The organism is Bradyrhizobium sp. CB82 (assembly GCF_029714405.1).
Taxonomy (GTDB): domain Bacteria; phylum Pseudomonadota; class Alphaproteobacteria; order Rhizobiales; family Xanthobacteraceae; genus Bradyrhizobium.
The window spans coordinates 2,674,954-2,687,498 of the sequence record NZ_CP121650.1; the positions used below are offsets into that span (position 1 = coordinate 2,674,954).

Here is a 12,545-nt window from a genome sequence, read left to right on the forward strand (position 1 = left end):
AATGCTCCCTCGTGCGCTCAAGCGATTGCTGCATCAGGCGACCCTGAGCGATCAGTCGTATCGCTTCATGTTCGATCGTCCGCCGGACGACGACGTTGTTGTCATCGATTGCGAAACGACCGGTCTCAACGCGCGGACGGACGACGTTGTCACCATTGCCGCAATCAAGATCCGCGGCAATCGCATCTTGACCAGTGAGCATTTCGAGGCAGTCGTGCACCCCGACAGCGAGATGGTGGCGGAAGCCATCAAGATCCACCGCTTGCGTCAGTCCGATGTCGAGGCGGCGCCGATCGTGTGGAAGGTGCTGCCGAGCTTTCTGCGATTCATCGGCTCGCGCCCGCTGATCGGCTACTATGTCGACTTCGACATCGCCATGCTGGACAAGTACATCCTTCCGCTGGTGGGTATCGAGCTGCCGAACGAGCGCATCGAAATTTCCCGGCTCTACTACGAGCGCAAATACGGTGACGCGCCCCCCAACACGTCAATCGATCTCTCCTTCGCCGCAATCCTCCGGGACTTGGAGATTCCGACCCTTGCACAGCATGACGCTTTCGATGACGCCTTGATGACTGCGATGATGTTCGTCCAGTTGCGCGACCTTGGCCAACGCGGCGTGCGGATTGCTCGGCAGCGCACCAGCCCGGTTTTCAATCCAACCGGCGCATAAGCGAGGCCCGGCGCTACGTCCCACGCGGGGTTGCGGGATGAAATAGGTGGGTGACGAAAGAAAAATGCGGAGAACGCCCGCATTTGTTGTGGTCTGAAGGGAAGCTTCACAGGTTCGCTTTGGCGTCACATGTTCAGAGCGTCAGCGGCCCTTACTTTGTCCCGAGCGCGCCTGCTGCCGTGCAGATGTCAAAACTGCCGCCCTTCAAGTCGATCGTTCCCGACGAGGGCGCCGAGAGACAGAAGTTTCAGCTTGCCTACACAGATATCCATGCGCAGGATGATGGGGCAGTCTCGCTGTGCCACGTCGGCGGGTTCGGCGCGACCGCCAGAAGCGATCGGGGTGTGTGCCAAGATGACCGATCTACAGCACTGGCTGGAAGAGATTGGACTGGCGCAATATGCCGAGTTGTTTGTTAGCAATGATATTGATTGGGAAATATTGCCGGATCTGACCGAGCGCGATCTGGAAAAGCTCGGCGTTTCTCTAGGGCACCGGAAAAAACTGGTTAAGGCAATCCAGGCTCGTTGCGGCTCGTCGCACGCCGCCAGCCGGTCCGTCGATCCCCGATCGCCGCACACGACAACCCAGAGCGCCGAGAGGCGCCACCTGACTGTGCTGTTTTGCGATCTCGTTGGTTCGACGTCCTTATCTGCACAGCTCGATCCCGAGGAGTTGCGTAAGATCCTCTTTGACTTCCAGCGCTGTTGTGGCGACGCCATTCGTCGCTATGACGGGCACATAGCGCGTCTTATGGGCGATGGAGTTCTCGCCTATTTCGGTTTTCCATCGGCCCACGAGGATGATGCCGAACGTGCGGTAAAGGCGGCGTTGGAGATGGTTGAATCGGTTCCGGCCGTGGCCGTTCCGGTCGCCGGAAAGCTTGAGGTCCGTATCGGTATTGCAAGTGGCCTCGTGGTTGTCGGCGATCTGATCGGAGAAGGCCCTTCGCGCGAGTTCGCGCTTGTCGGCGATGCACCAAACCTGGCGTCTCGCCTGCAAGCCCTGGCCGAGCCTAGCCAGATATTGGTCGCCCCACGCACTCGGCTCCTGCTCGGCGGGTTGTTTGAATTTGCTGATCTCGGCGATCACAATTTAAAGGGATTCGAGCGACCGATTCGGGTGTGGAGAGTCGTAGCGCCAGGTTCGCTATCGAGTCGATTTGAGGCGCGTACCTCCTTGCATTTGACGCCCCTGATCGGTCGGCAAGCTGAAGTGCGCCTCTTGCACAAGCAGTACAGCAAAGCGAAACACGGCAAGGGCCAGATAGTCCTGATCTCTGGCGAACCCGGAATTGGCAAGTCTCGACTTATCCTGGCCTTACGACACCGACTGGCCGGAGACAGATACGGTTTCTTGCAATTTCAGTGTTCGTCTTATCATACGAGCAGTGCGCTACACCCAGTCATCCATTATCTGGAGCATGCAGCGGATATAGCTCGCGATACCTCAGCTGCGGCTAGACTGAACAAGTTGGAGGATCTGGTACGCCGGACGACAGATCAAGCCAAGTCGATCGTTCCGCCTCTGGCAGCGCTGCTGTCGATCCCGCCCGACGATCGCTATCCCCAGCGAGAACTCACACCCGAGCAGCTAAAGGGCCAAACCTTCAGCGCTCTCCTCACTCTGCTGCAGGCCAGTGCCGAGCGGCAACCGATGATCCTCGTATTCGAGGACGTGCATTGGGCAGATCCAACGTCCCTCGAACTGCTCGAGCGTATCCGCGACAGCGTAAGGAATTGGCGCGTATTGGTCATTTTACTGCATCGTCCGAATCTTACTTTGCCTTGGGCCGAACAACCGCACGTGACCTCGTTGGCGGTCAATCGACTGGACCGGGTGCAGGTGTCTTCAATGGTCCAGTCCCTGACCAGGGGCAAAGACTTGCCGCGGACCGCAATCGATCAAATTCTAGCCAAGACGGATGGCGTGCCACTCTTTGTCGAGGAAATCACGAAGGCCGTCCTCGAAAGCGGAGGTGGTGGATCGCGCGAAGAACGGTCCGGCGCGCATTCGACGCTGCTGGTGCCGGATACATTGCATGATTCGCTAATGGCTCGTCTGGACCTGCTCGCCCCAGCGAAAACTGTCGCTCAGATCGCGTCCGTAATTGGTCGTGACTTCTCCCTCGAGCTGTTGAAGGCGACGGCCCCGTTTTCGGAAAGCGATGTTCAGGCGGCCATCGATCGCTTGCTGGCATCCGGTCTGGTATTCCGAAGCGGTCACCTGAGCGATCAGAGCTTCTCCTTCAAGCACGCGCTCCTTCGAGACGAAGCCTATGCGAGCATACTTAATGACCAGCGCCGAAAGCTACATGGAAGGATCGCAGACATTCTATGCAGAGACGTCCCGGAAATTGCTCATACAGCTCCCGAAATCGTTGCGCAGCACTATGCCGAAGCGGGTAGACCCGAATTTGCGATCGACTACTGGATGCGGGCTGCGCGGCAAGCTAGTGCACGATCTGCTTTCGTCGAAGCCAGCACTCACCTTCAAATGGCCCTCAAGCGCTTGCTCGATCTTCCCTCGGGTTTGGAGCGCGACAATCGTGAGTTGCAACTGCAGCAGTCGCTGGGGAATGCGTTCGCCGCGTCAAAGGGGTTTGCCGCCGCCGAAACCGTTGAAGCTTACAAACGAGCGCTTGAGCTATGCAACACGGCCAAGAGCCCTGATCAGAGATTTGCGGTACTCAACGGGATCATTGCCTTCCACGTCACTCGAGGCGATTTCGAGCAGTCGCGGACATTGGCGGAAGAGTTGTTGATGCGAGCTCAGCAGCAGGATAACGCGATGCCCAAGCTGATCGGTCATCGTGCTCTGGGCCAGGCGCTGTTTCTGATTGGCGAATTGGCTTCTGCTCGTGATCATCTGAGCAATTCGCTCGGGTTATATGATGCGACGCATCACGCGCCACTTACCCCGATTGTTTCGCAGACCTATTTGACGCTTGCGTCTACGTTGCTTGGCGACGTCGATCGCGGGCTGGCATCTGGCCAAGACGCGGTGCGCCTCGCCGAACAGCACCAGCATCCGCATAGTCTCTGCAATGCGCTCGCGTTTCTGGCTGGAGCGCACGTGCTATGCGGAGCCTCAGATGCAGCTTTTCCGGTCGCCGAACGAACCGTTAGGCTAGCTACCGAATATGCGTTTCCGCTTTGGCTGGCAGGTGGCCGGATGCTTCGAGGCTGGGCGAGTTGTGATCGCGGGAATGTGGAAGAGGGCCTTCCGGAGCTTCGCAAGAGCGTGAAGGCGCTGGAAGCGACTGGTGCGCTGATTTGGGTGCAGTTCGCTCGCTATCTCCTGGCGCAGGCCTTCGCGAAAGCAGAGCAACTTGTCGATGCCATGAAGCTCGTTGACCAGACCTTGTTGACGGTAGCTGGAACGAGCGGTCGCTGGTACGAGGCCGAGCTTCATCGGTTAAAGGGCGACTTGCTGGTCAGGGGGAACGGCTCCCCAGCAGCCGCGGAAATCTGCTACGAAAGGGCGATAGCCGTTGCCGCGCGGCAGGGAGCACGCCTGTGGCAACTGCGCGCCTCGAATGCCCTCGCAGGGCTATGGTGTTCTCAGGGCAAGATCCCGGCAGCGCGTGCTTTGTTGGCTCCGCTCAGCACGAGCATCGACGGGAAGATCATCATACCCGATCTGCGGTGCACGAAGGCTCTCCTCGCCGAGAACGCGTAAATTCCGCGAGCAAAAGAGTGCTTAAATCCCAAAGAATTCGTAACGGGTGCGAATAGTCGACTGGGACGACTGATCTTGGGAGAGTGACCCCACTCCTGACAGTCCGAGAAGGCTACTGAAATGCGCTGAACGTGAACTGCAGACGAATACGACGACGTTTTCGCCGCGCATGCATCGGCTGCGCACATGTAGGTCGCTCAGGGACGCGCAATGAGCAACGGCTGCACATTCGCGCCACCCGCGATGAGAGGATTCGACGGTTCGAAGTGCTCGCTCAACTCTCGCTTCCTGACGAGTGAGCGCGCAATCGCAAAGGCGTCTTTCAGGCTTTTGGCTTGCCGGAGCGCGACATTGAAAAAGGCATCGCCAAAATAGGTCCATCTGGCCTTGTCCTGGCAGCCGAACGACGAATGCTCGGCATCGGCCGCGGTGATGACGAGTACATCGGGGGTCGCGAGGCGAGGGATGAAGACGCCCGAATAGCAGGCCGAGATAACCACCACCTTGTGTCGCACGCCCGTCCGCGCCAGCATTTCGGCGAGATTGGAGGGCGTGAGCGTTTGCATGAGCCGTCCCGCTTTGACTGCAAGCCCGTCAGGGGAGCCGTGCGAGGTGAGAATCAAGAACAGAACGTCGTTCTCGGCGTCCAGGCCATTGGCTGCAGCAAGCAGCGATTTGGCGAGCGCCTGGATCGTTGCTCGTCCACCAGTCCGCGAGTTGTACTGCACATCGATGGAGTCACTCCCGAAACGGTTCGCGACGACTTCGGCGGCCCCGGTCGCCTCACGTCTAAACACGCCTTGATCGCCGTAAAGTCCGAAGGACACCACGCTCACCTTGTGGCCATCCTCGACGGCGTGCACTGACGAAACCGACGGCAAGCCGATCAAGACAAGCGCGATCAGCTGCACACCAAGCCACCTGCACCAAGCTTTTGAGGTCATGAAGAATCTCGTTCTGCGATCGCCGCCACAATATAGCAGCGCGATGCGGTCATTGCGGAACCACTTGACATTGGACCCCAGATACATTGCCGCGGCAGCCGAAAACGTATATGGTCAGGGAACGCTCAGCCGGTTGTCCGCGCCGGCCTTTCGATCGACCCTCAAGTTGCGTCGCGAATAGGAGCATGACCATGTCGATTGTGACAGTGAAGATCCTGGCGAGCCTCTTGCAGCTGCACGGGCCGGGCGCGACGATCGACAGCGATCATCAGGGCATCAACGCGTTGCTGGGCGATCTGCGCGGACAAGGCACCGAAGCCGTCACGGAGGTCGCCTTCAGACGAGGCGGGTTTGTCAAAGGGGCGAATGCTGGCGCCTTTCGCAGGGCCGGGTACGCTCCGGGAGTTGGTGCGTTCCGCAAAGGCGGATTTATCCGAGGCTACTAGGATCGTCGTAGTTTCCTTTGAGTGCATCCCGGTATTGGCATGTCGGCTGACGACCCAGATCCTGCCGCCTTCCAAGACCAGCCGATCTCGCAGCTGCTTGTCAAGGTTGCAACGAGATGTAACATCGATTGTTCTTATTGCTACTGGTTCCGCGACGCGTCCGTTTACAACAAGCCTAAGCTATTGGGTGCCGAGGTGCTGCATCGGCTGTTGCAGCGCATAGAGGAGCACCTGGTCAGAAACCCGCTTATCGATTTCCCTATCGTTCTGCACGGCGGAGAGCCCTTGCTGTGGGGAGTTGAGAATTTTCACCGCATTGCCGAAGCCTGCAAGGGAATATCGTCACGAACCGGCTGCGAAATACCTATCGCGGTGACCACCAACGGTGTGTTGATTGATGATGACTGGCTGAATTGCTTCGAGGCCCACAAGATTTCGGTCGCAATCAGCCTGGACGGGCCGGCGCATATTCACGACGCTCATCGCCGAACATTTCAGGGCGCGGGCACCCACGCTGCGGTGGAGCGGGCCGCCCGCATGCTCGCATCACGCGGCATTGGAGCAATCGCTCTCGCAGTTTGCAATCCCGCTTACCTGCCCACGGACTATGTTGACTTTTTCGCCGAGTGCGGGATTGCAAATTACGACATCATGATCCCCGATGCGACAGCGGATGAGAACCCGCCATCCATTGCCGCGTTTTACAACGGCCTGTTCAAACTCTGGCTTGAGGCTAACCGCAGCGAGTCAACGGTCAACATCCGAATCATCTCCGATATGATCACCGCTTTGCTTGGCAACACTTCGCCGACCGAGGGCGTCGGCTACAAGCCAGTTGAACTTTGCACCGTCATGACCGACGGTTCCGTAGAGGCCCACGATGTGCTGCGGATTGCGGGCGACGGCTTCACGCGAACGGCCTTCAACATCTTCGAGCATGCAATCGACGAGGTGAGGAACGAGCCGCGCTGGAAAGCCGCACGCGATGCGTCAATCAAGCTCTGCGAAAAGTGCCGGCATTGCAAGTTCATGGGCGCTTGCGGCGGCGGTTATCTTCCGCATCGTTTTTCCAAAAAGAACGGTTACGACAATCCGTCAGTCTATTGCGACGATCTCTATTCGATGTTCGAGAACATGCAATCCGTCCTGGAAAGCCACCTTTACGTCACCAAGCCCGGCGGCGAACGCCTCAACGTTCGGGACGCGTTGCCAGGCGCCTAGAACTGTCGTCCATAGCCCAACAACGCCTATGCTGCGATAAAGGGTCTCCAAGCGACGGCTCAGCCCAGGCGGGACGGCCTCGCTTACCCCGCGCCGCCTTCAAACGGATGTTCGGCAATTGAGCGCTGAATCGACGTCCGTCAGCGAGGTCCGCAGGTCGCGAAACAGCACGATGTTGCGCCGAACTTGGCTTCAGCGGCTGGAGCTTGTATAGCCTCCAGGCTCAGTTTAGCGACCTTGCCTGCAGATTTGCGATAGGACGGAATTGCAGGCGGGGAGAACCAATCGCGGACTTCGCAATTGTCTCTGCGGAGCGGCTAGCTTCGAAAGGGTGCGCCCGCGGCCGAATTCGCATATGTACGAAGCCCCAGGCGGAGCTCCCACAACGGAGTGAGCCTGTTCGAAGCAACACGCGCCATCAGCCTCGGCTGGCCGCGAATCAATGACAGGTTCAACGTGGGTCGTTCCAGCAAAGCGCACGTTGCCAGCAAGGCAACGAAGCGCAAGAATTCTTCACCTCGGACTGCGATCTCGTCCTCATCCCCCCTCGGCATGGTGGCCCTTCATCTCCTCGAGCAATGGAGGAAGTCGGGCCGCAAAGGCGTTGTCTTTCTTGCCGAGAACGAGAATCGGGCCGAGCGGCTGGGTGCCGTCATTCATGGTCTCGATCCTGGCTGCGATGCGCTAGTTTTTCCAAGGCTGAACACGCTGCCGTTCGACCAGCTGGAGCCATCGCACGAAATCGCCGGTAGACGGAGCTCGGTCCTGAGGCGCCTTGCCAAGCCGGAGAAGCCGATCCTGCTCGTGTCCACGGCAGAGGCCGTCATGGAGCGCCTGCCTGTGCTGGCGAGTTGGTCCCGCGCCGTTCTCCGATTGAAGGTGGGGGCAGCGTTTTCAGAAAAAGAGCTTCGGGCGCGGCTTGAAGCGCTCGGATACGACCTCGATGAAGAGGCCGACTATCCCGGGGCCGCGCTGTTCCACGGGAAGACCTTCGAGATTTTTCCCGCCGGCGCCCTCGGGCCCTTCAGGGTAGAACATTCCGGTCGGTCGATAAGTCGGATCGTGGCGTTCGATCCCTTGCAGCATGACATCGTTTTCGAGACCAAGGAGCTTCTGATCGACCCGATGTCGGAGCGGCTGGCGTTCGGGAATAAGCGCGGAAAACGGTCGACCCTGCTCGACTATTGCGGGCAGGCCAAGTGGATCGCGGATGCCGGCGTTCTCGCCCATGCCGATGCCTGGCTGAGCACGATCGAGGAGGCTGCTGGTCGCTCCGACAGAGAGCGCGAATACCTCGGGCGGCGCGAATGGAAGCAGTGGACCAGGCGTATGAGCGTGCTGCCCCAAAAAGCTCCTTTCAGTCCCACGCCGGATTTTTCGAAGGTTGCAAAGCCGAGGAAGGCTCTCCGCGCGTTTCTCGACGAAACGCGACGCACTGGTTCGCGACTCATTTTCGTTGCGGCGCAGGAGGAGGACCTGCGTGCCATGGAGCGTATGAGCGGAGTCAAGGCGGAGCGCTTTCCCAGCTGGAACGAGGCCATGGCGGGACGCAATCGCGAGATCGCACTTCTGACTGATTTCGATGCCGGTTTTGTCGCGCCTGGTCGAAAACCTCTTGTCGTCGTGACAGCTTCCGATGTGCTCGGCAGCAGGGCTCATCATCCGCAGCCGATGGCCAGAAGTTGGAATTCGGCTTTCGACCACGCAGATGTGCCGCAGCAGGGTGCAGTCGTCGTTCATCTGCAGCGCGGACTGGCCGTGCTCGACGGACTGCAGACCGTGGCAATGGGCCGCGAGTCGTCGCGCGAAATGATCAGGCTCGCATTTGCGGGAGACGATGCCGTTCTCGTTCCGCCTGCCGATCTGGCGCTTATCTGGCCATACGCATCGGAGCGCGGCGGGCTGACACTGGATAAAGCCGACGGAAGTACGTGGTGGGGTCGGCGCACTGAGGCGGAGCAAGAAATTCAAGCCGCCGGAAGGCAGCTCTCCAAGCACATCAGTCAGCGGCGTCGCCGGCGGGCTCCGAAGCTTCTGCCTCCTGGGCCCGACTACGAGAGGTTCGTCGCTCGTTTCCCCTATTTCACGACGATCGATCAAGCGAAGGCCATTCGGGACGTTCTGGATGATCTTGCGTCCGGCCACCCCATGGACAGGGTCATTTGCGGCGACGTCGGCTTCGGTAAGACCGAGGTGGCGCTACGGGCAGCGGCCGCCGTCGTATTATCCGGCAAGCAGGTCGCGATCGCCGTGCCGACCAGCGTATTGGCAAGGCAGCATGTCGCGACCTTCCGCAAGCGCTTCTCTCCGTTCGGGATCGACGTGGGAAACCTGTCGAGGGCCGGCTCGGCCTCGGAAACAAGGCAAGTGAAAGAGGGGTTGAAGAGCGGAAAGCTGAAGATCGTGGTCGGAACGCAGGCGCTCTCCTCGAAGGATGTGCGATTCGCCGACCTCGGCTTGGTCATCATCGACGAGGAACAGCATTTTGGCGCGGCGGAGAAGGCAAGGCTATCCGAACTAGCCAGGGGGGCCCATTCCCTTTGGATGAGTGCGACGCCCATACCGCGGACTCTCGCGGCAGGCCTTGCGGGCTTTAGGGATCTCAGCGTTATCGCCTCTCCGCCCGTTCAACGACTTCCAGTCGTCACGAAGGTTGCGCCGCTGTCGGATGCCGCCATTGCTGCGGCATTGCTGCGCGAGCAAAGGCGCCACGGGCAGAGCTTCCTCATTTGTCCGCGCATTCAGGATCTCGACCCGATGCTGGCGCGAGTGCAGGCGATTGCCCTGGAGCTCCGCATCGTCTGTCTTCACGGGAAGCTGCCCGGTGACGAAATTGACGACCGGATGATGAGATTCGTCGAAGGCGCGGCGGACGTTCTGCTTGCGACCAACATCGTGGAAAGCGGGCTCGATATCCCGCGTGCGAATACGATGGTGATCTGTTGGCCCGAAAGGTTCGGCCTTGCGCAGCTTCATCAGCTCAGGGGAAGGGTCGGACGCAGCGGGATACGTGCGTTTGCGTATTTGCTGACCGACTCGGGTTCGGAGCGATCCGAGAAGCGGTTGGCCGTTCTGGAGGAGTTCAACAGGCCGGGCGCAGGTTTTGCCATCAGTGCGCGGGACCTGGACCTCAGAGGAGCGGGAGACGTGCTTTCGGAGCGGCAGTCGGGCCATGTGCAGGTCTTCGGACCCGTGCTCTACAGTCACCTTCTGAAATTGGCCTCGGAGAAGGCTAACGATAGGACAGCCGATCTCTGGGTGCCCGATCTGAATGTGCCGGTCGCCGAATTGTTGCCGGCGACTTACGTGCAATCGGAGGCGGTTCGGCTGGAAATCTACGCCCGGGCGGCCCGGTGCCGAAACGAAGACGAGCTGGACGACCTGGAGGAGGAGACTTCCCGCCGCTTTGGCAAATTGCCGGCGGCGGCCAGCGCTTTCTTTGCGATGGCAAGGTTCAGGATCGAATGTAGGCGGCGGGGAATCGTGAGGCTCGATGCCGGACCTGAGGCCGTGGCTGCAACATTCCTGCCCGGACGACTGCGCAAGTCCAGGGGGCGATCGCTGCAGCGCGATGGCGATCGGGTCGTCTCTGTCAGCCAAGGACGCGATGGACCGCTTGCAAAGGTCGAAGAATTCCTCGACCTCCTGGACGAGTGATCGCAGTGCAGGCGAAGGCGTGACTTCGCGGAGGGCAGCTCATGGCGCGCTGCCTGCGTCCATCAGATTTCAGCGCGTGCCGGGCCGATCCCCACAGGCAACGATGTCCCAGGGCGATTTTCGATCCGCGACCTCCGGCGGAGAGAATATCGCCAGGTATCCGCCGTCCCCTGCGAGCTTGTACGTGGCGATCGCGCGATAGCCGACGGCGGTCAGTTCGCAGCGCAAGAGCTCAATTGGGGTGCCATGCTTCGACGTCGGAAGCTCGAGGTCGACAATTCCGACCCGTGCACCCGGCTTCAAGGCGGGCGTGAGATTGTAGAGGAAGGCATAGGGCTCGGCGATCTCGTGATACATGTGCACGAGGATCGCGGCGTCCAGCGAGGCAGCTGGGAGGCGCGGATCGTGTGGGTCACCAAGCGCAAATTTGACGTTCGTCAACTTCAGGAGTTCCGTTCTCCTGGCAAGCTCGATGAGGTAATCCCGCCTGACGTCCTGGGCAACCACGGAGCCGGCGGCCCCGACCAGATAAGAAAGCCTGACCGTGTGGTAGCCACTGCCTGCGCCAATGTCGCCGACCGTCATGCCTGGCTTCAATTCAAGAAGACGGGCGATTTGACCGGCCTCATCCAGGGCGTCGCGGTGCTCTTCGGCGGAGCGGCGTGGGCTGACAATCCGTGCAACGGGGCGCTGAGGTGAGGGAAACTCTTTTGCCGCAACTCCGGGGGGAGCCAGATAATCAATGTCAGCGGCGTATGTGTGAGATGCCGCAAGCGCAACAACTAGCGTCGCTGCGTGGGCTAGTGCCATCACGGGCGCGCAGTTGCCTGAAAAGGCCACCACCTGCGTGGCCCTTCGTCTATTTTTGAAGGTCGGCGGCAAAGAACTTGGCCGCCTCGGCCTTTGCCTCCTGATCCACCTTGTCCATCACGATTCCGGGGCGCTTGGCCGCGACCGCGTCGTCAAAACCCTTCATCGTGGTCTCGCCGCCCGTGTACGTGACCGGCTCTTCCTTGATCGCAGCATTCGCGCTTGTGATCATTGCGACGATCCAAAGTGCTCCCACTGCAATCGTTCGCATGCTGACCTCCTGTGGTTGGGCACGACCATTTTGGCACGGCGGCCGTTTCTGTTCCAGATCGCTGCGACGATACTGTGCTTGGCCGCCCCTGTGCCGCCTTGGCGGAATTGCGCGGGAGCGCTGCTCTTGACGCAAAGTCGCCAGCCGGCCTGAAGGGAGTTGGAAGGCACAAGAAGCGCGATCTAGTCGCTCGTCGCAGCGCGATAGAACGCTTCTACCTTCGCCAGGTCCTTGGAGTGAGTGCCCTCTCGATCGGTTTTTGTTTTCGAATCAACACCGGCAGGCCGCACCGACCGAATGGCTTCTTTGACATTGTCTGGTCCGAGGCCACCAGCCAGTATGACCGGGGTGCGAACACGTTCCACGATCTTTCGACTGATGCTCCAGTCATGCGTCACGCCCTGCGCGCCGATTTGCGCATCACCCGTGCGATGACTGTCAAGCAGGATCCAGTCGACAATACCGTCATATGCTTGCGCCACACCTAGCGCCCCAGGTCCCGTGACAGGTACGCTCCGCATGAATCTGCTCCTTGGCAGAGACTTTCGCAGCGCCACGACGAGATCGGGCGTTAGCAATTCGCTTGAAGCGCCAAGATGGACGATGGGCGGATCAAGCTCCCGTGCCATCCGTTCGATAACAGCGACATCCGCCGAGAGAAACAGCGCGGAGAGTACGGACGGCGCCCGGATCATCTTCATGACGGCTGCCGCCTTCTGAACCGGAAGCTCCCGAGGGAAGGCACCGTCGCCGACGAGCACGCCGACATGATCCACGCCGATTGCCGAAACCGCCTCGGCTTCCGCAGGTGTCGCCACTTCGTAGATTTGCGTCAGCATTGT

General features: G+C 59.9%; 10 protein-coding genes. 5 read left to right on the forward strand and 5 right to left on the reverse strand.

The annotated features are described in order from the left end of the window. Position 1 precedes the first annotated feature (1 nt). Positions 2-673 (forward strand): 3'-5' exonuclease, encoded by a 672-nt coding sequence (locus QA640_RS12910; protein WP_283041003.1) that lies wholly within the window; start codon positions 2-4, stop codon positions 671-673. 354 nt (positions 674-1,027) lie between these two features. Next, on the forward strand, positions 1,028-4,354 hold the full coding sequence (locus tag QA640_RS12915) for an adenylate/guanylate cyclase domain-containing protein (protein ID WP_283041004.1): 3,327 nt from the start codon (positions 1,028-1,030) through the stop codon (positions 4,352-4,354). 197 nt (positions 4,355-4,551) lie between these two features. Here QA640_RS12915 and QA640_RS12920 read toward each other — a convergent pair whose 3' ends face one another. Then, positions 4,552-5,298, reverse strand: a complete 747-nt coding sequence (locus tag QA640_RS12920) for a C13 family peptidase (RefSeq protein WP_283041005.1) — start codon at positions 5,296-5,298, stop codon at positions 4,552-4,554. Positions 5,299-5,489: 191 nt separating this feature from the next. Between QA640_RS12920 and QA640_RS12925 the strand changes: the two genes are divergently transcribed. Continuing rightward, positions 5,490-5,744: a hypothetical protein gene (locus QA640_RS12925; protein WP_283041006.1), complete on the forward strand. Its 255-nt coding sequence runs from the start codon at positions 5,490-5,492 to the stop codon at positions 5,742-5,744. 39 nt (positions 5,745-5,783) lie between these two features. Next, a complete protein-coding gene (locus QA640_RS12930) occupies positions 5,784-6,965 on the forward strand; it encodes a radical SAM protein (RefSeq protein WP_283041007.1) in 1,182 nt (393 codons plus the stop codon). Between the two features lie 537 nt (positions 6,966-7,502). Here QA640_RS12930 and QA640_RS12935 read toward each other — a convergent pair. Next, positions 7,503-7,625: a hypothetical protein gene (locus tag QA640_RS12935; protein WP_283041008.1), complete on the reverse strand. Its 123-nt coding sequence runs from the start codon at positions 7,623-7,625 to the stop codon at positions 7,503-7,505. Positions 7,626-7,790: 165 nt separating this feature from the next. Here QA640_RS12935 and QA640_RS12940 point away from each other — a divergent pair, with 165 nt between their 5' ends. Next, positions 7,791-10,622, forward strand: a complete 2,832-nt coding sequence (locus QA640_RS12940; RefSeq protein WP_283041009.1) for a DEAD/DEAH box helicase — start codon at positions 7,791-7,793, stop codon at positions 10,620-10,622. Positions 10,623-10,691: 69 nt separating this feature from the next. Here QA640_RS12940 and QA640_RS12945 read toward each other — a convergent pair whose 3' ends face one another. The 3 genes from QA640_RS12945 to QA640_RS12955 all read right to left on the reverse strand — a co-directional run bounded on the left by QA640_RS12945 (position 10,692) and on the right by QA640_RS12955 (position 12,542). Beyond that, positions 10,692-11,504, reverse strand: coding sequence for a methyltransferase domain-containing protein (locus QA640_RS12945; RefSeq protein ID WP_283041010.1), 813 nt, complete (start codon positions 11,502-11,504; stop codon positions 10,692-10,694). Next, positions 11,482-11,703 (reverse strand): hypothetical protein, encoded by a 222-nt coding sequence (locus QA640_RS12950; protein WP_283041011.1) that lies wholly within the window; start codon positions 11,701-11,703, stop codon positions 11,482-11,484. Before QA640_RS12950 ends, QA640_RS12945 begins: the two co-directional genes overlap by 23 nt. 182 nt (positions 11,704-11,885) lie before the next feature. Continuing rightward, entirely contained in the window at positions 11,886-12,542 is a 657-nt protein-coding gene (locus tag QA640_RS12955; protein WP_283041012.1) for a phosphoribosylanthranilate isomerase, read from the reverse strand. Positions 12,543-12,545 lie beyond the last annotated feature (3 nt).

What these genes read in the sequence shown, in the direction of transcription:
- QA640_RS12910 (WP_283041003.1), top strand. Translation starts at nt 2, where the DNA reads ATGCTCCCTCGTGCGCTCAAGCGATTGCTGCATCAGGCGACCCTGAGC.
- QA640_RS12915 (WP_283041004.1), top strand. Translation starts at nt 1,028, where the DNA reads ATGACCGATCTACAGCACTGGCTGGAAGAGATTGGACTGGCGCAATAT.
- QA640_RS12920 (WP_283041005.1), bottom strand. Translation starts at nt 5,298, where the DNA reads ATGACCTCAAAAGCTTGGTGCAGGTGGCTTGGTGTGCAGCTGATCGCG.
- QA640_RS12925 (WP_283041006.1), top strand. Translation starts at nt 5,490, where the DNA reads ATGTCGATTGTGACAGTGAAGATCCTGGCGAGCCTCTTGCAGCTGCAC.
- QA640_RS12930 (WP_283041007.1), top strand. Translation starts at nt 5,784, where the DNA reads ATGTCGGCTGACGACCCAGATCCTGCCGCCTTCCAAGACCAGCCGATC.
- QA640_RS12935 (WP_283041008.1), bottom strand. Translation starts at nt 7,625, where the DNA reads ATGAATGACGGCACCCAGCCGCTCGGCCCGATTCTCGTTCTCGGCAAG.
- QA640_RS12940 (WP_283041009.1), top strand. Translation starts at nt 7,791, where the DNA reads ATGGAGCGCCTGCCTGTGCTGGCGAGTTGGTCCCGCGCCGTTCTCCGA.
- QA640_RS12950 (WP_283041011.1), bottom strand. Translation starts at nt 11,703, where the DNA reads ATGCGAACGATTGCAGTGGGAGCACTTTGGATCGTCGCAATGATCACA.
- QA640_RS12955 (WP_283041012.1), bottom strand. Translation starts at nt 12,542, where the DNA reads ATGCTGACGCAAATCTACGAAGTGGCGACACCTGCGGAAGCCGAGGCG.